Source organism: Acinetobacter sp. V102_4 (assembly GCF_031799005.1).
Lineage (GTDB): Bacteria > Pseudomonadota > Gammaproteobacteria > Pseudomonadales > Moraxellaceae > Acinetobacter > Acinetobacter calcoaceticus.
In genome coordinates this window covers 97,091-117,267 of the sequence record NZ_JAVQNR010000034.1, presented here as the reverse complement: position 1 = coordinate 117,267, position 20,177 = coordinate 97,091, and the positions used below count along the sequence as shown (strand labels likewise).

General features: G+C 38.9%; 18 protein-coding genes. 6 read left to right on the top strand and 12 right to left on the bottom strand.

Annotated elements, in window-relative coordinates; all coding sequences use genetic code 11:
• The first annotated feature begins 2 nt into the window (after nt 1–2).
• The gene (gene coq7 / locus RMB13_RS05495; RefSeq protein ID WP_004643288.1) at nt 3–638 is read left to right on the top strand and encodes a 2-polyprenyl-3-methyl-6-methoxy-1,4-benzoquinone monooxygenase; all 636 of its coding nucleotides are present in this window, start codon (nt 3–5) and stop codon (nt 636–638) included.
• Between the two features lie 45 nt (nt 639–683).
• Here the strand turns inward: coq7 and RMB13_RS05490 are convergent, their stop codons facing one another.
• The gene (locus RMB13_RS05490) at nt 684–1,232 is read right to left on the bottom strand and encodes a DUF2799 domain-containing protein (RefSeq protein ID WP_080027388.1); all 549 of its coding nucleotides are present in this window, start codon (nt 1,230–1,232) and stop codon (nt 684–686) included.
• Nucleotides 1,233–1,636: 404 nt separating this feature from the next.
• On the opposite strand from RMB13_RS05490, the gene RMB13_RS05485 reads away from it, so the two are divergent.
• Complete coding sequence (locus RMB13_RS05485; RefSeq protein WP_311084621.1) at nt 1,637–3,061, top strand: glutamine synthetase family protein; 1,425 nt, start codon at nt 1,637–1,639, stop codon at nt 3,059–3,061.
• A gap of 76 nt (nt 3,062–3,137) precedes the next feature.
• Here RMB13_RS05485 and RMB13_RS05480 read toward each other — a convergent pair whose 3' ends face one another.
• The 9 genes from RMB13_RS05480 to RMB13_RS05440 all read right to left on the bottom strand — a co-directional run bounded on the left by RMB13_RS05480 (nt 3,138) and on the right by RMB13_RS05440 (nt 14,117).
• Nucleotides 3,138–3,854, bottom strand: coding sequence for a response regulator transcription factor (locus RMB13_RS05480; protein ID WP_311084620.1), 717 nt, complete (start codon nt 3,852–3,854; stop codon nt 3,138–3,140).
• An 11-nt stretch (nt 3,855–3,865) separates the two neighbouring features.
• The gene (locus tag RMB13_RS05475; RefSeq protein WP_311084619.1) at nt 3,866–6,520 is read right to left on the bottom strand and encodes a sensor histidine kinase KdpD; all 2,655 of its coding nucleotides are present in this window, start codon (nt 6,518–6,520) and stop codon (nt 3,866–3,868) included.
• A gap of 38 nt (nt 6,521–6,558) precedes the next feature.
• A complete protein-coding gene (gene kdpC, locus RMB13_RS05470) occupies nt 6,559–7,164 on the bottom strand; it encodes a potassium-transporting ATPase subunit KdpC (protein ID WP_311084618.1) in 606 nt (201 codons plus the stop codon).
• 13 nt (nt 7,165–7,177) lie between these two features.
• Nucleotides 7,178–9,217 (bottom strand): potassium-transporting ATPase subunit KdpB, encoded by a 2,040-nt coding sequence (gene kdpB, locus RMB13_RS05465; protein WP_311084617.1) that lies wholly within the window; start codon nt 9,215–9,217, stop codon nt 7,178–7,180.
• An 8-nt stretch (nt 9,218–9,225) separates the two neighbouring features.
• On the bottom strand, nt 9,226–10,935 hold the full coding sequence (gene kdpA / locus RMB13_RS05460; RefSeq protein WP_311084616.1) for a potassium-transporting ATPase subunit KdpA: 1,710 nt from the start codon (nt 10,933–10,935) through the stop codon (nt 9,226–9,228).
• A 258-nt stretch (nt 10,936–11,193) separates the two neighbouring features.
• Nucleotides 11,194–11,631, bottom strand: a complete 438-nt coding sequence (locus tag RMB13_RS05455) for a 2-amino-4-hydroxy-6-hydroxymethyldihydropteridine diphosphokinase (RefSeq protein ID WP_311084615.1) — start codon at nt 11,629–11,631, stop codon at nt 11,194–11,196.
• Nucleotides 11,588–11,968, bottom strand: coding sequence for a dihydroneopterin aldolase (gene folB / locus RMB13_RS05450; protein ID WP_004643300.1), 381 nt, complete (start codon nt 11,966–11,968; stop codon nt 11,588–11,590). The genes RMB13_RS05455 and folB overlap by 44 nt, the downstream gene beginning before the upstream one ends.
• 15 nt (nt 11,969–11,983) lie before the next feature.
• Nucleotides 11,984–13,282, bottom strand: coding sequence for an AarF/ABC1/UbiB kinase family protein (locus RMB13_RS05445; protein ID WP_004643301.1), 1,299 nt, complete (start codon nt 13,280–13,282; stop codon nt 11,984–11,986).
• A gap of 58 nt (nt 13,283–13,340) precedes the next feature.
• Nucleotides 13,341–14,117 (bottom strand): HesA/MoeB/ThiF family protein, encoded by a 777-nt coding sequence (locus tag RMB13_RS05440; RefSeq protein WP_005039649.1) that lies wholly within the window; start codon nt 14,115–14,117, stop codon nt 13,341–13,343.
• Nucleotides 14,118–14,288: 171 nt separating this feature from the next.
• On the opposite strand from RMB13_RS05440, the gene RMB13_RS05435 reads away from it, so the two are divergent.
• Nucleotides 14,289–14,867, top strand: coding sequence for a flavin reductase family protein (locus RMB13_RS05435; RefSeq protein ID WP_132069218.1), 579 nt, complete (start codon nt 14,289–14,291; stop codon nt 14,865–14,867).
• Nucleotides 14,868–14,997: 130 nt separating this feature from the next.
• Here the strand turns inward: RMB13_RS05435 and RMB13_RS05430 are convergent, their stop codons facing one another.
• Entirely contained in the window at nt 14,998–16,134 is a 1,137-nt protein-coding gene (locus RMB13_RS05430) for an acyl-CoA dehydrogenase family protein (protein ID WP_311084767.1), read from the bottom strand.
• A 19-nt stretch (nt 16,135–16,153) separates the two neighbouring features.
• Complete coding sequence (locus RMB13_RS05425) at nt 16,154–16,924, bottom strand: 3-hydroxyacyl-CoA dehydrogenase (protein ID WP_311084614.1); 771 nt, start codon at nt 16,922–16,924, stop codon at nt 16,154–16,156.
• 169 nt (nt 16,925–17,093) lie between these two features.
• Between RMB13_RS05425 and RMB13_RS05420 the strand changes: the two genes are divergently transcribed.
• The 3 genes from RMB13_RS05420 to RMB13_RS05410 all read left to right on the top strand — a co-directional run bounded on the left by RMB13_RS05420 (nt 17,094) and on the right by RMB13_RS05410 (nt 20,177).
• The gene (locus tag RMB13_RS05420) at nt 17,094–18,122 is read left to right on the top strand and encodes an AraC family transcriptional regulator (protein ID WP_311084613.1); all 1,029 of its coding nucleotides are present in this window, start codon (nt 17,094–17,096) and stop codon (nt 18,120–18,122) included.
• Between the two features lie 237 nt (nt 18,123–18,359).
• Nucleotides 18,360–19,334 (top strand): aliphatic sulfonate ABC transporter substrate-binding protein, encoded by a 975-nt coding sequence (locus tag RMB13_RS05415; protein ID WP_311084612.1) that lies wholly within the window; start codon nt 18,360–18,362, stop codon nt 19,332–19,334.
• A gap of 3 nt (nt 19,335–19,337) precedes the next feature.
• Nucleotides 19,338–20,177 (top strand): ABC transporter permease, encoded by an 840-nt coding sequence (locus RMB13_RS05410; RefSeq protein ID WP_311084611.1) that lies wholly within the window; start codon nt 19,338–19,340, stop codon nt 20,175–20,177.

Below are 20,177 nucleotides of genomic sequence, written 5' to 3'. Positions count from 1 at the left end.
TTATGCGCCACTATACTGGAATTGATCAGCTCATTAACTCTTTTGATCAAGCATTACGTAGTCTTGTTCCGGGTGCAACAGCAGCACAGCGCCAAAATCCAGCTGAAACAGTTGAAGCAAAACTAGGGGTAGAAGATGCTCGCCATGTCGCAGGCTTAATGCGTGTTAACCATAGTGGTGAAGTCTGTGCACAAGCCCTTTATCATGGACAAGCATTAACTGCAAAATTACCCAATGTACGTAAAGAAATGCAACAAGCAGCAATTGAAGAACAAGATCATTTAGCTTGGTGTGAAGTTCGCTTAAAAGAGTTAAATAGTCATACCAGTTTATTAAACCCAATATGGTATGGGCTTTCATATGGCATGGGTGCTCTTGCGGGTATTGCAGGTGATAAATATAGTTTAGGTTTTGTGGCTGAAACGGAGCGTCAAGTCAGCCTTCATTTACAAGACCATTTAAAACAGCTACCAGCTCAAGATGATCGCTCTCGTAAAATTTTAGAGCAAATGAATGAAGATGAGTTACATCACCGTCATACTGCACTTGAAGCAGGTGGTGTTGAATTACCATATGCAGTAAAAATTACGATGACAGCCATTTCAAAGCTCATGACAAAAACCAGTTATTATCTTTAAAAAAAACAAAGGATTGATCTAATTCGGATCAATCCTTTTCAAATATTATTTTAAGCCATGATCATATTTAAAACGTTCGATATCGCGAATTGAGTTCCAATAATTTCGATTAATACGGTCACGATCAATTTGTAATTCTTTTAAAAGCTTACGATAACGTTCACGCTCTTCTGGCTTTAATTTTTCGTTGTAAGCATTATCAGAATATTGCTTAAACTTTTCGTCATAACGATCATATTCATTTTTTGCATTGTAGTAATCAGAAGCTGCCTGATAATAAGGTCTTAAACGATTACGCTGCTCAACTGGGCACACATTGATATTGCCACTACCTTCTAAAGCGTTATAAAAAATATTTGTTGGCTGGCAATAATACCCTAGACCTTCTTTATACCCACGTTCATATGACTTTTGATCTGGAACAATATTGGCTTTTCCACATGCTTTGTAATATTGATCTAAACGTGGCGACGAACCTTTTGAACCATCTTTCTCACCCACTAATGACCAATTCGCAGTCTTACATTCTTCTACGCTCATTGCAGCACAACCTGAAAGGCTGATGGCTAGAATGGCTAAACCGATATTTTTCATATTAAGAGAACTCAAAAAATAAATTTAAAAAACGCAAAAATAAAATTCCAGTAAATACCCTAAAAGGCCTTGCTCTATTCGAGACTTCAAAAATAAGTGACTCACTGGATAAGCCTTTAAGTTTAAATCAGTTTGACCATCTCACCAAATTGAAAGGTCATAATTACTAATATTGTTTAATTTAAAAATAAAATTCTAAGAAATTTGCTAACTCTTATACTGCCCATATACGCTAATTTTACTTAAATTTTTAATTATAAAAATTAGACTCAAGCAATTGATTATTCATACAAAAAATCCAAATATTCTAAAAATTATTCTTTAATCATTTTACTCTTTTTTTATGCTATTAACCTCACAGCTTGCGGTAGGATTTTAGCTAAATAACCACCAAGGTTTTTATAATGAGTACACATATTTATCCAAACTTAAACTTACAAGACCCTCACCTTAAGGCTTTTAAAATATCAGACGATATTACTCCACTGACACAAGCTTATACTTTCCAACCCGATTTATTTTTGAAAGAAGTCGATGCATATTTAAACTCATATCCTCATACTCAACATATTGATATTTGCCTCCATGATTTAAACGGGCATATTCGTGGTAAACGAATTGATGTTAAAAGTTTGAGAAATCTCTCCAACGGATGCTATTTTCCACTTTCTGTGTATGCAATGAGTCTTAATGGAAAAGTTATTGAAGAGACAGGCCTAGGAAAATATATTGGTGAACCAGACAGACTTTGCCTGCCCATTTTAGGCAGCTTGCAACCAAGTGCCTTATCCCCTGAATTGAATGCCCAGCTTTTCCTCACAATGCAAGAAGAAGGTGGCTCAGATTGTCGATATGAACCACGCAATATATTAAAAAAATTATTAAATCAGTTACATGCTAAGAATTATTTCCCTGTTATGGCTGCTGAACTGGAGTTTTATCTTTTCTCCCCAAATCATCACACTGAAACATGTATGGAAAACCAATGTTTTGACATAGATGCACCAAATAACTATCAACAAGTCTTAGAAGAAGTTGAAAAAGCCGCCCTACTACAATCTATTGAAATTACCGCTATTGTTGCAGAGTCATCACCTGGACAATACGAACTAAACCTTCAACACACTCATGATATTTTAAAGCTGTGCGATCAAATTAATGCTTTAAAAAGAATTGTAAAACAAGTCGCAAGAAAGCATGACTTAACTGCCTGTTTCATGGCGAAGCCCAACTTGGCAAAGGCTGGTAGTGGCATGCATTTTCATATGAGCTTGCTCAATCAGTACCATGAAAATGTATTTAGTTCAGAAGTAGAAAAAGATGAACCTTCGGCCAAATTACTCAGCGCGATTAGTGGCCTAATTGAATTAATGCCTACATCTATGGCTATTTTAGCGCCCAATATTAATTCTTATAGACGCTTTAAAATTGGGCACCATGTACCATTAGAAGCAAATTGGGGTACCAATAATCGTAATGTTGCAATTCGAATTCCATGCTCAGATTTAAAAAATCAACGCTTAGAATATCGGGTTGCTGGAGCCGACTGTAATCCTTATCTGGTTACAACTACGATTTTAGCGGGTGTATCTTATGGCTTATCTCATAAGTTACCGCTACCAAAACCTGCACATCTTTTAAAATTTCCTGATGAGCACATTCTATTAGCCAACAATCAGCCGGAAGCCTTAAAAATATTTAAAGGGAGTCTTATTTTAAAAGGATATTTAGGGGCAGACTTTGTAGAACATTGGTACACCGTTAAACAGGCTGAATATCAAAATATTTACAGTCAAATGACTGAAGCAGAACAACATTGGGATATATAAATAAGAAACACCGAAAGATATAAACTACTTTTCAAAACCTTAGGGAGAAATTCCCTAAGGTTTTTTTTATATATAATTAATGATTTTTCTGTTTAGCTAAAAAACGCAATCCAACACCTGGTTCAGTTGCAATATAGCGTGGCTGAATTGCATTATCTCTAAGTTTACCGCGCAACTTGCCCACTAAAATACGTAAATAGTGAGTATCTTCCTGATGGGTTGGCCCCCATAGTTCTTTTAACAGTTGTGGCTGTGTTAAAAGTTGTCCTTGATAGCGCATTAATAGCGTCAAAAGTTGAAACTCTTTTCGAGTTAAAGTAATTGGCTGTTGCTCGATCCACACTAAACGCTGCATGACATCAACTTTAAGGTAGCCATCGTCATAAACATGAGCTTCTTGTTGAATGGGTTGGTTTCTTAAAATGACTCGTATGCGCGCCAATAACTCTTGAACACTAAAAGGCTTGGTCATGTAGTCATTTGCACCAGCATCTAGTAATGCAACTTTTTCATATTCATCTGCGCGTACAGATAACACAATAACAGGAACATTCGACCAACTACGTAACTCTTGAAGCACTTCTTTACCGTCTAAATCTGGCAAACCCAAATCTAAAATAACTAAATCAGCACCTTGTGTGGCCAAAGCCTCCAAACCTTTGTAACCAGTCTCACAAAGTGTGGTTTTGTATTTTTGTGTTCTTAAGGCAATGTCTAAAAATTTACGAATTTGAGGCTCATCATCAATAATCACAATACGTGTTTCTACAGGCGATGTTTCTGAACTTATCATGACTTTACAACTTATTCTTTTACTGGATGAATGGGTAGTTTGATTTGAATTAAAGTACCTTTGTTTTGGCGACCTGAAAATGCTTCTATTGTACCCATATGAGCCCCAATAATCGCTTTCACAATTGTCAGTCCTAAACCTGTACCAAATTTTCCGCGGTCTCCACGTTCCATAGTATAAAACATATCGAAAATGCGGTTTCTTTCATCTTCAGGAATTCCCGCTCCTCTATCTTCAATTTCTATTTTCACTTCATCTTCAAACAAAAGAGAAGCCCGAATCATGACTGGTTCATCTGGAGGTGAAAAGTTTGCAGCATTTTCTAAAACATTAAAAATAGCTTGTTCTACCAGTGCTGGATGAACATACAAACTAATGGTTTGTTCAGGTAATTCGACCAGCACTTGAGTATCTGGTTTATAACGCTTTAAACGGCGGGTTGCCGAACCAATTAATTCATCTATACCAATCCAGTCTCTTTTTAGAGATAGACCTTCATGGCCCAAACGTGTCATATCAAGCAAATTTTGAATATAACGATCTAAGCGCTCACCCTCTAAATGAATGGTTTCGAGTAAATCTTGCTGATCTTGCTCTGACATATCTGCTTTAAAATGAGCAAGCGTATCAGCTGCTCCAATAATAGAAGCAAGTGGTGAGCGTAAATCATGCGATACCGAAGATAATAAAGCAGAACGCAACCGCTCTGTTTCACTGGTTACTTTTGCTTGTTCAAGCTCATTAACCAATTGGGTTCGAAGTACTGCCTGGGCAATATATTCAATTACGCTTTCCGTCAGTTTCTTTTGCTCAAAATTTAGAGAAACAACTTCATCCTTAAAGTTAATTCCCACAATACCTAGGCTATTTTTTTGTTCTAAAAGTGGTAAAAACCACCAGTTTGACTGACTAAGCGTATCGGTAAAACGCCCACATGGTTGTTGATGCTTCAAACACCAATCTGCTGCCACTTTTTCTTTGTCGTTTAGCTCTATGTCAGATGAAATCACTCTATCTTGAATAGAAATCCATACTTTAGTTTGAAGTTGTGTTTCTAAAGTCATACGTCCTGTTTGCATGACTTCTTCAAGGTTTACAGCACTAGAGAGCTTACGCGCCAAGTCTTGCATCACCGTAGTGTAAGCATTCGCAACTTTTAAAGACAAAATCTGCTGACGTAATTGAGAAGCCAAGCGCCCAGCGATTAAAGCTGCTGCAAAAAAAGCAACAACGGTAACTACACCTTGATGCGCTGAAATCTGAAAAGTAAAACGCGGTGCAATAAAGAAAAAGTTATAAGCCAAAAAACAAATGAGAGCGGCCACTACCGCAGCGAGCATTCTGGTTTTAGTGGCAACAATTAAAACTGAAATAATGAAAATGACAGAAAAGTCTTCAATACCTAATAAAACTTCGGCAAAGTGCGCTATAAAAATACTGGCACACGTAACAGCTAGAACAAAAATACTTTCTTTTAGTGATAAAAATGATGGCTTTTCAAGCTGAGTTGTCTTTTTGGTGCCCTGTTCTGGATGCAAAATGGTTAAAGCAATTGAGTTTTCTTGATTCAATAATTGTTGAGCTAAATTTTTCTTAGATAACTTTAACCACCATGGCGAAATACTTTTGCCAATGACCAGATTTGAGATTCCCCTATCCACAGCAGCATCCATTAAAACAGATGCAACCTGATGGCCATATATTACTTCTGTGCGACCACCGAGTTGCCGAGCCAGTTCAAATGCACGATCAATCTCAATATATTCTTTTTTATATGAATTTCCTGAACTCTGCCCAAAGTCCAAACTTTTAGCAACATTCACTACCGTCCACGCAGCCCCATAACGTTCTGCTAAACGGCAACCTGCCCGTACTAAATATTCAGAAGAACCTTGCCCATCTATCGCAATCATTAATTCATTTTGCAACGATATAGATTTCAAACCTTTAGAGGCATAACTCTCTTTTAAATCTGAATCAACATGTTCTGCAACGCATTGCATTGCTAGTTCACGTAGTGCAGTTAAATTTGAAATGCTAAAAAAGCCTTGTAATGCCAGATTTGCTTGATCGGGCACATAGACTTTTCCTTGATGGAGCCTTTCAATGAGTTCACTGACTGGCAAATCAATTAAACGAATGTCTCGAATACGATCAAACACTCTATCTGGTACAGTTTCACTTACCCTAATGCCCGTAATCTGGTACACCACATCATTTAGGCTTTCTAAATGCTGAATATTCATGGTGGTGAATACGTCAATACCTGCATCTAGTAATTCATTGACATCTTGCCAACGGCGTTCATGACGACTATTTGGTATGTTTCGATGAGCCAACTCATCAACTAAAACGATTTCGGGATGCCTAAGTAAAATAGCATCCAAGTCCATTTCTTCTAAACTATGCCCCTGATACTGCATTTCCTTTCTAGCAATCTGAGGCAACCCTTCCAAAATTTTTAGAGTTTCTGTTCTCCCATGGGTTTCAACAATACCCACCACAACGTCTGTACCTTGTTGAAACAACTCTTTGGCACGAGCAAGCATGGCATAGGTTTTTCCAACACCAGGCGCTGCACCGAGAAAGACTGTTAGTCGACCGGCTTGATATCTGTTGACATGATTTAATAAGGCCTCAGCCTGATTTTCGCGATTGCTTTGCACTTGATATCATCCGGTAAACTAACAACTTTATTTTTAAGTTAATGTGTAGATTGTAATTGATCTAAAGCAATATTGAGCTCTAATACATTAACACGAGCTTGTCCTAATACACCAAACTGCATCGGTTCAATATGCTTTTGCAATAGCCCTTCCACAACTTTAAGATCTAAATGGCGCGCTTGAGCCACTCGAGCCACCTGTAACTGAGCGGCGTCGGGACTAATATGTGGATCGATACCGCTGCCAGATCTAGTCACCAAATCACTCGGAATAGGCGTATTGCCTGTCTGATCTTGCTTTTTCACTGCGAGTATCTGAGCGTCGATTTGCTTTTGTAACTCAGGATTAGTACGAGCTAAGTTTGTACCCGCCATTGCCATTGGGTCATAATTTGCTGCCGAAGGGCGTGGATGAAAATATTCGTTCCCGACAAATGGCTGAGCCACTAAAGTTGACCCAACAACTTTCTGATCTATTTCAATCAAACTACCATTCGCCTGATTGTTGAATAAAACCTGCCCGGCGCCAGTAGCGATAGCACTGTAAACAGCACCGCACCCCACTAGAGTAAAAATTAATAATCCTAAAGATGCTCTTAAGGTCTGACCCAAATTTACTTCTGAATTTTGTACATAAGTTTTCATTTCAAACTCCAGATTACAAACCAAATAATTGAACAATCACCACATCGATCGCTTTAATGGCAATAAATGGTAGAACCACACCACCCACACCATAAATCAACATATTTCGACGTAATAATTGAGTTGCAGTTGAAGGTTTAAATTTCACGCCTCGGAGAGCAATTGGAATTAATAACGGGATAATAATCGCGTTAAAGATTAATGCCGATAAAATTGCACTGCTTGGACTCGCTAGATGCATCACATTTAAAACCTGCATTTGTGGAATCGCTGCAGCGAATAATGCAGGCAAAATTGCAAAGTATTTCGACACATCATTTGCTAAAGAAAACGTTGTTAAAGCACCACGAGTAATCAACTGCTGTTTACCAATTTCAACCACAGCCAGTAGTTTGGTTGGGTCTGAGTCTAAATCGACCATATTGCCGGCTTCTTTCGCAGCTTGTGTACCAGAATTCATGGCTAAGCCAATATCTGCCTGAGCTAATGCAGGTGCATCGTTGGTTCCATCACCAACCATCGCAACTAAACGACCTTGTTGTTGTTCGTTACGAATACAAGCCAATTTGTCCTCTGGTTTTGCTTCGGCAATATAGTCATCTACGCCTGCTTCAGCAGCAATCGCAGCAGCAGTTAACGGGTTATCACCCGTCACCATTACGGTTTTGATACCCATTTCTCTTAAACGAGCAAAACGTTCTTTAATGCCGTGTTTAATCACATCTGAGAGTTCAATCACGCCCAATACATGATGTTGATTTGCCACAACCAATGGGGTTGCACCTTTTTTGGCAACTTGTTCAACACGCGCTTTTAACTCTAAATCTTGAGAATAATCTTCATCGACAAATTTCAAAATGGCATCTAACGCACCTTTACGAATTTGATCACCATTAGAGAAATTCACACCAGAAATTCGGGTTGATGCACTAAAAGAGATAAATTCAGCCTGCTCAGGTTCTTGCTGTTTTAGCCCTTGCTCTTTTGCTAATTTAACAATCGATTTTCCTTCTGGTGTTGGGTCTGCAAGCGAACTTACCCAAGCAGCAGCTCTCAACTCAGACTCGGTTATCGAAGTTAAAGGATAAAAAGAGGTCGCTTGACGGTCGCCATAGGTAATGGTTCCGGTTTTATCGAGTAAAAGCACATCGATATCACCAGCAACTTCTACGGCTTTACCCGATTTTGCCAAGACATTGGCTTTGAGTGCACGGTTCATCCCTGCAATCCCAATTGCAGGCAATAAGCCCCCAATAGTGGTTGGGATTAGGCAGACCAATAGCGCCACAAGCACCACCGGATCGAGTTCAACATGCAAATAATTGGCAATAAACGGCAAGCTAATCACGACAATTAAAAACGTGAGTGTCATCACCATTAACAAGAAGCCAAGTGCAATCTCATTCGGTGTTTTTTGACGATTTGAACCTTCAACCAAAGCAATCATACGGTCCAAGAAACTTTGGCCAGACTCAGCAGTAACCTGAACGATAATACGATCTGTAAGTACTTTGGTCCCGCCAATAACACCAGAACGGTCAGTTCCAGCTTCACGTAATACGGGTGCAGACTCACCTGTAACAGCCGACTCATTAATAGTGGCAAAACCTTCTACAATTTCACCATCGGCTGGAACAAGCTCACCTGCATGAACTTCAATAAAATCATTTAAATGAAGTTCAGTAGCTGCAACTTGAGTCGCTTGACGGTCGGTCAAAGAATTGAGTCTTCGAGCAGTTAAGTTTTCTCTTGCTGCACGTAATGAAGATGCCTGACCACGACCTCTAGCCTCTGCAACAGCTTCAGCATAATTAGCAAATAAAATGGTAATGAACAGGATAGCTGTTACTGCCAAACCAAATAGCAGTGTGGTGTAACCCAAAATGGTACTAATTGCAGTAACCACTGTACCAAGCCATACAATTGCCATCACAGGATTTTTAATTGCATGTTGTGGTAGCAATTTCACGAATGCATTTTTCCAAACTTCAAAATTTGGTACTGCCATGGTTTTTTTATGACTATTTACATGAGTTTGTGTATTCATTTTCACTCGCCTCCTTAGCCTTTAACCAACAAAAGTTGATCGGCAATTGGCCCAAGGACAAGAACTGGCATAAATTGTAATAAGGTAAGCAACACCACAATCGTGATCAGCGTTAAGGCAAAAGTTGGAGTTTCAACTTGGAGGCTTCCTACTGTTTCAGGCGCTTTCCTTTTCGCAGCTAATCGCGTAGCAATCATTAATGGTAAAATTAATGTCGGGAACCGTCCTAAAAGAAGAGCGATACTACAAGTGACGTTCCACCATACGGTGTTATCTCCAAGGCCTTCAAAACCTGAACCGTTGTTGGCAAAGGCAGAAACATATTCATAGAACACTTGGCTAATACCATGCGGTTCTGGATTGCTGATGCCTGATAGACTCGGAATGCTGAGGGTTAATGCAGTAAAGGCAAGAATAACCAGCGGTTGAATCAAGATAATAATCGCGAGTAACTTAATTTCTGCGGCTTCAATCTTGCGCCCAAACAACTCAGGGGTACGACCTGTCATTAAACCGGCAATAAATACTGCGAGTAACAGATAAATCATGAACTGCTGCAGACCACAGCCTACGCCGCCCCAAATGGCATTAATCAGCATATTAATGAGTTCAACCAGACCGGTAAGTGGCGCAGAAGAATCATGCATCATATTGACCGAACCATTATTTACTTGAGTTGTAACAGCTGCCCAAACCGCTGATGCTGCTGGCCCAAATCGTTGCTCTTTACCTTCCATTACGGCAAGTTGAGATGCTGTAGATGACATACTTTCAGACCAGACGGCTGCTGCACCTGAAATAATCGACATAAAAAGCATGCTACCAAACACAAAGTAAGCAAACTTTTTACGCTGAGTAAAATGCCCAACCATAAAAATTACTGTGATTGGAATGAGTAGAATCGCAATCATTTCTAGCAAATTAGAAAGTGGTGTTGGATTTTCTAAAGGCACAGAACTATTTGGACCGTACCATCCACCACCGTTACTACCCAATTGCTTAATAGCCACCATCGGTGCAACTGGTCCCAAAGGAATTTTTTGAGTTTCTACAGTGTTGGCTTTATCAATAAGCTGTACTTCCGGCCCACCTTGGAAAGTCGCTGGGACACCTTGGCTATTGAGCAATAATGACCAGACAAAACAGAGTGGAAGCAAAAAGCGTACTGTAGGGCGAATTACATCTGCCCAATAGTTACCAATTAAAATTTGATCTGGTTGCTCGGTAACATCGGCTGCAATATGGCTTGGACGCTGATAAAAGAACGCTCTTAAAGTCGCGACAACCAAAGCCAATCCCATCATTGGAGTAATGACTTGCAGGCCCACAATACCTGTCATTTGCGACAAATAAGATAACTGAGCTTGACCAGAATAATGCTGTTGGTTGGTGTTTGTTAAAAATGAAATAACAGTGTGTAGCGCTAAATCCCAATTCATATTTGGTACATGGTTAGGATTTAATGGTAGCCATGCTTGCGTCATAAAAATAGCAAGAATAGCCACTGCAAGAAAAATACAGCTAACAACAAATGCTAGAGAATATTGTTTCCAGTTCATTTGTTGTTGTGGAGATACACCTAACAAGCGATAAACAGGATTTTCAATCCAACGAAATAATCCATCACCAACCATCGGCTGATTTGCCATCACTTTGGATAAATATTTACTGAGACACCATGCTAGAAAAATAGCAATAAATAAAACAAGTATAAGTTCTAACATGGCTATTCTCCTCTAAGTCCCATGGCTTGACTTGCCAAACTGGAAATAAGGAGAAATAAAGAAATATCATTTTTTTTAAGTCCGCATAAGGCAATGCCAGACTGATGCAAGATGCGCATTTGAGAATTTATAAGCATCTTTATTGTCCTGAAATAACACTAATTTAGTGAATTTCAGTATCGGTAAAGTGCTCGTAAATTCTCTATTGAGGAACTCAAAGCCCGCGTAAAATTTGCGTAAAATATAGAGTAAAAGACGTTAAACTTTAAAATTGACTACCGGATAAAGTATAGCTTCAGACTTTAAGGTTTCACAATTCCATAATTCATATAAAGGAATTTTTACATCTAGTGCCAAGGGTAATTTTTTAGAATTAAATTGCATATGGTCTAGATCACTTCCCCATGCAATCAAATCTACATCTAAAGAAATATGATGTGATGGACGAATACGCCCTGTGTCTGATTCAAGTTTTTTTAAGAAAGCTTCGATTTCTGAAGGATTTAAAGAACTTTTTAATAGACATGCTGAATTCCAGTAATCATCTCCAATGCCATCTCGGCAAGGAATTTGATAAACCGATGAAAACTGCACTTTCCCCAATGTTGCCAATTGCGTATAAGCAAAAGTAAAGTGTTGTTCTGCGTCTAAATTACTCGCTAGAGCGAGCGCAAAAATTATTTCTGGTACGTTCAAGACGAATTCCTACAGCATTAGCTTCTGCAATGATGGCGGGCTTACGGATGGTAATGGTAATTTTTTCAATCGTTGGGAAAGTTTCGAACAAACATTCCAAAACGAGATGTGCTGCATGTTCGATTAATTCAGGCTTGGCTTGTTGAATAGTTTGAGCCGATAACTCACAAATCTGTGCATAATTGAGTGTATCTTCAAGTTTGTCAGACTGTGCAGCCCGGCTCAAATCATTATGGATGGTTAAATCCAACATTAAAGGTTGAATGATTTGTCTTTCCCAGTTGAAACAACCAATGACTGTTTCAACCTTTAACCCTTCAATAATAATGGCATCCATAAATTTAAACTGACCTTAGTGCTTTAACAACGAAGCAGGTTCCATATTTTGAACCATTTTCAAACGCTGGTCTGCATAAATATCGGTATATGGTGCGAGTACGCGCATAAAACGATCGAAATAAAGCATTTGCTTAAATAATAAAGCAAAATCTCGAGGGAATTTAATACCGTGGCGCTCACCAACCCCCACCATATCCATCATAATGTCGTTTAAATCGGCAGGATTGGTAGACAGAATTTGCTGTGGATCTGCCATTAATACACCATTAAATAAACGCTCCAAATCTTGTGCCAATACATCCACATCAACTTTGTTATGCGTCATGCCCATTTTCAGCATGTTTTCGGCCATCGCTTTATAATCAGTTTTTTGCAATGCATCCATAAAGGCCATACACGCTGTCCAGACTTCTGGCTTTAACTGCCCCACAATACCAAAATCAATAAAACCAATTCGGCCATCTTCGAGCAGCATTAGATTTCCAGCATGTAAGTCTGCATGGAAACTCTTACATAGCATGAGGCTACCGAACCATGTATTCATTGCAGTAATCAGCACTTGTGATGGATCTTTTGCGTATTGTTTCACCACACTAAAATCTGTCAAAGACACACCATATAGACGTTGCATAGTCAAAACACGGCGTGTTGAAAATTGGTGATAAACCTTAGGTGCAGTCACAGCATGGTTTTGAGAAATATTCAAATATTCAATAAAGTCATCTAGATTTTGTGCTTCTTCAATAAAATCAACTTCACGCACCATACGACTTTTGATTTCATCGACAATTTCAGAAAGTGCAGCAAATTTGATTTTAGGTACTGCACGCTCAAGCAATTTAGCAGCCCAATGCACGACACTTAAGTCAGTATATAAAATTGTTTCTACACCCGGCTTTTGTACTTTAATAACGACATCTTCGCCTGTAGTCAGTTTAGCTGCATGAACCTGAGCAATTGAAGCAGAAGCTAATGGTTTTTCATCAATATAGCTAAAAATCTGACTTAAATCGCGCCCTTCAAACTCAGAGTCAAGTACACCTTGAATATAACTAAATGGCAGTGTTGGTGTCTGGTCTAAACAACCTTGAAATTCTTCTACATATTCTCGCGGGAAAAGCGATGGGGTGCTCGCAATAAACTGACCAAGTTTGATGTAAGTCGAGCCAAGCGATTCAAAGGTTTCCCGCATGAGTTTGGCATTACTTGGTTTTTCAGTTGCGTATTTAATCCCAGCTTTGGCGGCAACCACTGCTGTTTCACCAATACGAGCGACAGAACGTAGCCCATCAAACAAAATATTTTTTTTCATATTTTTTCAAAACCAAATCATTCAGGTTGAGTGTAGCAAATTTTATTTCATTTACTGATTAACTTGCCTGACAAACTGGGCAATTTACATCTTTATCAAAATTAACAATGCGTTGTGTCATATTTAAGCCATCCCAAAGCAACAGTTTCTGTTTTAAAGGGGTACGATTAAGTCCTAAATAGAGCAAAGTGTGATGTGCTTGTAATGACGCTATCATTACAGGAGTAGTCGCAAGTACCCCAGATTCCGCACAACGTAGGCCTTCATTGCTATGCTGTTCTTTAGGAAATAAACATTCGTAACAAGCTGAATCACCTTCAACCATAAACATTTGTGCCTGAAAACCAATTGCAGAAGCACTAATTAATGCAACCTGATGCTTCTTACAAGCGGCATTTACCAAATAGCGTGTTGTAAAGTTATCACACCCATCCAATACCACATCTTGGTGTTCAACAAGTCTATCAATGTTATGTTCATCTAAACGTTCGTTGTAGTACTCAACGCAGATATAAGGGTTAATTTTCTGTAACCGCTTTGCAAGAACTTCAGCTTTATAACGGCCAATATCTTCATGACCAAATGCAATTTGACGTTGTAAATTACTTATCTCAATAGTATCGGCATCAATGAGTGTAATTTTCCCAACCCCTGCTCGCGCTAATAGTTCTGCACTACTACAACCTATTCCACCAGCACCGACAATAAGCACATTGGCAAGTTTGAGTTTTTCCTGAGCTTCTATATCCCATCCATCAAGTAAAATCTGACGGCTATAGAGATGCATTTCTTCATCACTTAACTCTACAAAATCGATATCTTGAAGCTCGGTCACGCTTTAATCCTTTCACTTAGAAGCCAAATGATTTTATGACTAAGTCAGGCATTAGGAAAGGTATAAAATAAAAACAGCATTTTATTCTTTAAACTTTTATCCACCGCATTACTTCTTTCAAGCTTTCTGCAACAATAGAAATATCTATTTTCTTTATTACTTAGGCTAAATATGTCCCAATCATATATTGCACCTGTAGAGTTAGAAAAAGCTTATCGTTTGTTAAATCATGGCCCAACTGTACTTGTATCTGCTCAGCATGGAGATGACCGAAATGTAATGGCAGCCGCTTGGGCATGTGCATTAGAACTCACTCCTGCCAAAGTAACTGTTGTTCTCGACAAAAGTACTAAAACTCGTCAGCTTGTTGAACAAAGTGGTTATTTCACCCTACAAGTTCCCTGCTATGCGCAGCTCGAGATGACCCATCAACTTGGTACAATTAGCAAATTAGACGACCCGCAAAAACTAGAACATTGTGGTGTTGAGCTCTTTTATCAAGAAGGTCTTACCAGCCCATTAGTATCTGGTTGCATCGCATGGCTCGTATGTAAACTTATTCCTGAACCTCACAATCAGTCAGCTCATGATTTATTTATTGGTTCTGTTGTCGGTGCTTGGGCAGATAGTCGTGTTTTCCGAGATGGGCATTGGTACTTTCAAGATGCGCCAAAAGAGCTTCGAAGCCTGCACTATATTGCTGGCGGAACATTTTATTTAATTGGTGAGCAAGTTAAAGCTGATCTTTAAACATAAAAATATAGTTTTTATCTTTTCGAAATGTATTGAATCGAATTAAAACCAGAAAATTACGATTGCAAAAAACTGCATAACAATTGCGGTTTTTTGCAATGAATTTCATTATTTAAAAATCTAATGCTTAAACTTGGGTGACTTCACGAGCAATCACTAAACGTTGAATATCCGAAGCGCCCTCATAAATCTGGCTCACCCGAACATCACGATAAATTCGCTCTACCGGAAAATCACTCACATAGCCATATCCACCATGAATCTGGATCGCATCAGAACAAACTCGCTCAGCCATGGTCGATGCAAACAGCTTTGCCATTGATGCTTCTTTTAAACAAGGTAATCCCTCATCTTTCAAAGTTGCAGCATGTAGAACTAACTGATGTGCCGCTTCAATCTGGGTTGCCATATCAGCTAAACGAAAACTTACCGCCTGATGCTGGACTAACTCTACGCCAAAGGCTTTCCGCTCATTTGCATATTGCACAGCAGCATCAAAAGCAGCTCGTGCCATACCAACAGATTGAGCAGCAATCCCAATACGACCAGCAGCTAAATTTGATAAAGCAATTTTATAACCTTCGCCTTCTTGACCTACCAAATTCTCTAAAGGAATACAGCAATTTTCGAGGGTAATGGTTGCTGTGTCTGAAGCATGTTGGCCCATTTTGTCTTCAATACGAGTTACCAAGTAACCTTGTGTATTGGTTGGTACAAGAAAACACGAGATCCCTTTTTTGCCCGCTTGTTTATCAGTTACTGCAAACACCAGAGCTACTTGAGCATTTTTACCGCTGGTAATAAATTGCTTTACGCCATTAAGTACCCACTGGTCCCCATCTCGCTCAGCTTTACATAAAATCGCACTGGCGTCAGAACCGACATGTGGCTCAGTTAAACAAAAGCATCCTAACCATTCACCCGATGCAAATTTTGGTAAATAGGTCTGTTTTTGCTGTTCTGAACCATATGACAATGTAATACCGCAAACCAATGAGTTTTGAACACTTACAATTGTCGAAATGGCACCATCACCTGCTGCAATTTCCTCAATTGCGAGCACTAAAGATACATAATCCATTCCTGCACCACCCCATTCATCTGGAACGGTCATACCCATTGCCCCCAAAGCACCTAAATCTTTTAATTCCTGAGCAGGAAACTCATGGGTTTTATCCCGATGAGCAGCTGTAGGTTTTAACTGATTTTGCGCATAATCACGCATCATCTCCTGAACCATACTTTGTTCAGCACTTAAAATCATTTCAACATCCTTATTTTTATTATTTTGCTGCCATACGAATTGCACCATCCAAACGGATGACTTCACCATTTAAATATGAATTTTCAGCAATATGCCCAACTAAACGAGCAAACTCTTCGGGTTTTCCTAAACGAGACGGATATGGCACCATTTGTCCCAAAGCATCCTGAACATTTTGTGGCATACCTTTAAGCATCGGAGTTTCCATAATTCCCGGTGCAATCGTCATAATTCGAATGCCATGTCGCGCAAGCTCACGAGCAATTGGCAATGTCATGGCAACAATAGCGCCTTTAGATGCTGAATAAGCTGCCTGACCAATTTGACCATCAAATGCTGCAACTGAGGCTGTGTTTACAATTACACCTCGGCCCTCGTCCCCTGCTTCAACTGTATTTTTACTCATCGCATCTGCTGCAAAGCGCAGCATGTTAAATGTACCTGTCACATTAATTTGCAGTGTTTTTGAAAATAACGCCAAATCATGTACACCTTCACGGCCCACAACTTTAGCCGAAGGTCCAATCCCCGCACAGTTAACCAAACCATGCAAACTGCCATGTTTGACCAAAACATCCTTAAAGAACTGTTCAGCAGCTTGCTCATCGGTTACATCCAGTTTTACAAAGTCAGCTTTTGATCCTAATTGTTTTGCTTGCTGTTCACCTGCTTCTACATTCATGTCTACCAATGTGACAGAGGCACCTTGCTTTACCAAATACTCAGCTGTAGCAGCACCCAAACCAGAGCCACCACCTGTAATCACGAAATGTTTCCCTTGAATTTTCATTATGTAACGTCCTATAGAAATGTTCTTTAAACTTAGTAGTGAGAGTAAAAGTTGTTGTTTTCCGATACAATTTCAAAAAGCCTCAAAATGTTTGCAGCTTTTGATCAATCCAAATTTTACATATGCAGTATTTCACTTGAAATATATGAAGAAAATATGAGTCTTTGACATGGTTGTCCAATCTTCTTTAAGTAAAGGAACTATTTCGATTGCACTGGTACATGAAGCACTAAGTGCAGCTTATGCCAAAGGGCTAAATACTCAAATAATTTTAAATAAGGCGGGAATTCCTGCCGAATTACTGATGTCTCCCAAGGCACGTGTGCCTGTTACAACCTATGCGCAACTATGGATAGAACTTGCCAATGCCATGAACGATGAATTTTTTGGTATGGATAGTCATCCCATGCGTCGAGGTAGCTATAAATTACTTACTAAACTTGTCAGTACGGCGGAAACTTTAGAAAAGGCGCTTTACGATATTTTGAAATTTTTTAACTTTATTTTAGATGATCTACAGGGTGAATTAATTCGGGACCAGCAAAAAGCCTATTTGGTCATTCGTGATCGTGAACAACCCAAACGTATGTTTACATATGCGACCTTTTTAATGTTGGTGCATGGACTCATGTGCTGGTTGGTAGATCAGCGAATTAGCTTAAATAATATATCGCTACGCTGCCCTAAACCCCAAGATATTCAGGACTATTTAGTACGTTTTGGTGAAGACATAAAATTTAATGCTGAGATAAATCAAGTTGAATTCGATGCTCACTATTTAGATATTAAAATTAAAAAAGATAAAAAAGCACTTCATGATTTCTTAGAGCAAACTCCGCAAAATCTTTTAGTCCGCTTTAAAAATGAAAATGCACTGAGCCTTCTTATTCGTCGTCACTTATTGAAACTTCACCCTGCACAATGGCCCGAACTTAAAGATGTTGCACAACAACTCAATATTTCTGAAGCTACAGTCCAACGCCGACTGAAACATGAAGGCGTCAGCTACCAGCAAATTAAGAATGAAATTCGCTGCGATATTGCTGTTGAACGTTTAAGTAAAACCAACGATTCAATTCAAGATATTAGTGAAGACTTAAGCTTCCAAGATCCAAGCGCGTTTCACCGTGCCTTTAAAAAATGGACTGGCGTCAGCCCAGGCGCTTATCGAAATAATTTAACTTCACACAAGCAATAATATAAATATCATAAGCTTAAAAAATAATACTTAAGCTTATGATATTTATATCTTTTAAATTCAATATTTCAGATAAGTACATTACTTCAAACTCAATTATCACTATAAAAACAGTGAGTTATGATTTTATCTAAACTTTTATCTTTCAATCTGATTTATAAATCAAAATAACTATGTTTGTAAGTCATCAAACCCATGGAAGGATGATCTATTATTTATTCTGGTTCTATTCTTATTATGTCTTTAAAACCAAAATTTTCTCTAACGAAGACTTTGTTGGCATCAACATTGGGGTTTGTATTTGCTTCATCTGCCTTTGCAGCAGTTCCGACCACACTTAAACTTGATTATGCCTACTATGCACCAACTAGCTTAGTCGTAAAAGATCAAAAACTTCTTGAGAAAGCACTACCAAATACTCAAATTAAATGGGTTTTTAGCCAAGGCAGTAACCGTTCGCTAGAATATCTCAACAGCAATAGCATCGATTTTGCGTCTACCGCTGGGTTAGCAGCTGTATTAAGTCGAGCGAATGGCAGCCCAATTAAAACTGTTTATGTACAAAGCCAGCCAGAGTGGACCGCTCTTGTGGTAGCAAAAGACTCACCAATCAAAAATCTAAAAGACTTAAAAGGTAAGAAAATTGCAGCAACCAAAGGCACAGATCCGTTCTTATTTACCTTACAGGCACTAGACACAGTAGGCCTAAGTAAACGCGATGTACAACTGGTTCATTTACAACACCCAGATGGAAAAACCGCATTAGAACGTGGTCAAGTAGATGCTTGGGCTGGGCTTGATCCGTTAATGGCTGCGGCTCAAATACAATCAGGTGCCAAATTACTTTATCGTAATGTTGGATTTAACAGCTATAGCGTACTGAGTGTTAAAGAAGATTTTGCAAAGCAAAGTCCTGAAGCGGTTGAAGCAGTGATTAAAGCCTATGAACAAGCTCGACAATGGGCAAAAGCTAATCCTGATAAAGTGGCAGCACTTTTAGCTCAAGAATCAAAACTTCCCCTACCTGTGGCTAAACTACAATTGAGCCGAACCAACTTTGATCAAAGCATTCCATCGGCAACTCAAGCACAAGCACTGAAACGTTCGGGGAAAATTTTGACAGAAGAAGACTTGGTTAGAAAAGGCACCAACGTCAATCAAGTGGTTGACCAGTTGTTAGACCCACGTTTTGCTCAAAAAGTCGTGAAATAATATATGAGTAATTCATTTAACAAAGCTGAGCTAAATCACTTCTTAGCTCAGCAAGCTTTAAAATCTCAGAAAAAGCATTTAAACAATAAATTTACACGTTGGTTTAAAGCACTGCTCATTCCCGTAATCTTTTTAGTGGGTTGTGAGTTTTTAGTCAGAAATGGCTACGTCGATGCTTATTTACTACCCGTGCCAAGTAGTTTGTGGCAATCTTTTTTGGATTTAGCTCACAGTGATCTTTTTGCCCATATTTATATTAGTACATGGCGTGTTTTAGTAGGTTTCATTGTAGGAAGTGGTTTAGGGTTAATTTTTGCAATTTGGGTTGGATTAAGTAAAGAGGCAGAAGCTTATTTGGAACCAACTTTTTCAGCAATTAAATCAATTCCAAGTCTTGCATGGATTCCTTTGTTATTACTTTGGTTGGGAATTGATGAAGGTTCTAAAATTACGCTGATTGCAATCGGCGCTTTTTTTCCAACCTATACCAATACAGTTGCAGCAATTCATAACGTAGATAGAAAGCTCATTGAAGTTGGGAAAGTTTATCGGCTTAATGCTTTTCAGCGTATTGTATCTATTATTTTGCCGGCAGCATCTCCGGGAATTTTAACCGGTTTACGCAACAGCTTAAGCTTATCGTGGATGTTTATGATTGCAGCTGAACTGATTGCAGCCACTCAAGGAATCGGTTATTTATTAAGTGATGGTCGAGAAACATCCCGCCCTGATATTGTCATTATTGCAATTATTTTATTGGCCCTATTGGGTAAATTAACCGATAGCTTAATGAAACTTATAGAAAACTGGTTATTACGTTGGCGAGATACGCTACAAAAATAA

What these genes read in the sequence shown, in the direction of transcription:
- coq7 (WP_004643288.1), top strand. Translation starts at nt 3, where the DNA reads ATGCGCCACTATACTGGAATTGATCAGCTCATTAACTCTTTTGATCAA.
- RMB13_RS05490 (WP_080027388.1), bottom strand. Translation starts at nt 1,232, where the DNA reads ATGAAAAATATCGGTTTAGCCATTCTAGCCATCAGCCTTTCAGGTTGT.
- RMB13_RS05485 (WP_311084621.1), top strand. Translation starts at nt 1,637, where the DNA reads ATGAGTACACATATTTATCCAAACTTAAACTTACAAGACCCTCACCTT.
- RMB13_RS05480 (WP_311084620.1), bottom strand. Translation starts at nt 3,854, where the DNA reads ATGATAAGTTCAGAAACATCGCCTGTAGAAACACGTATTGTGATTATT.
- kdpC (WP_311084618.1), bottom strand. Translation starts at nt 7,164, where the DNA reads ATGAAAACTTATGTACAAAATTCAGAAGTAAATTTGGGTCAGACCTTA.
- kdpA (WP_311084616.1), bottom strand. Translation starts at nt 10,935, where the DNA reads ATGTTAGAACTTATACTTGTTTTATTTATTGCTATTTTTCTAGCATGG.
- folB (WP_004643300.1), bottom strand. Translation starts at nt 11,968, where the DNA reads ATGGATGCCATTATTATTGAAGGGTTAAAGGTTGAAACAGTCATTGGT.
- RMB13_RS05445 (WP_004643301.1), bottom strand. Translation starts at nt 13,282, where the DNA reads ATGAAAAAAAATATTTTGTTTGATGGGCTACGTTCTGTCGCTCGTATT.
- RMB13_RS05435 (WP_132069218.1), top strand. Translation starts at nt 14,289, where the DNA reads ATGTCCCAATCATATATTGCACCTGTAGAGTTAGAAAAAGCTTATCGT.
- RMB13_RS05430 (WP_311084767.1), bottom strand. Translation starts at nt 16,134, where the DNA reads ATGATTTTAAGTGCTGAACAAAGTATGGTTCAGGAGATGATGCGTGAT.
- RMB13_RS05425 (WP_311084614.1), bottom strand. Translation starts at nt 16,924, where the DNA reads ATGAAAATTCAAGGGAAACATTTCGTGATTACAGGTGGTGGCTCTGGT.
- RMB13_RS05420 (WP_311084613.1), top strand. Translation starts at nt 17,094, where the DNA reads ATGGTTGTCCAATCTTCTTTAAGTAAAGGAACTATTTCGATTGCACTG.
- RMB13_RS05415 (WP_311084612.1), top strand. Translation starts at nt 18,360, where the DNA reads ATGTCTTTAAAACCAAAATTTTCTCTAACGAAGACTTTGTTGGCATCA.
- RMB13_RS05410 (WP_311084611.1), top strand. Translation starts at nt 19,338, where the DNA reads ATGAGTAATTCATTTAACAAAGCTGAGCTAAATCACTTCTTAGCTCAG.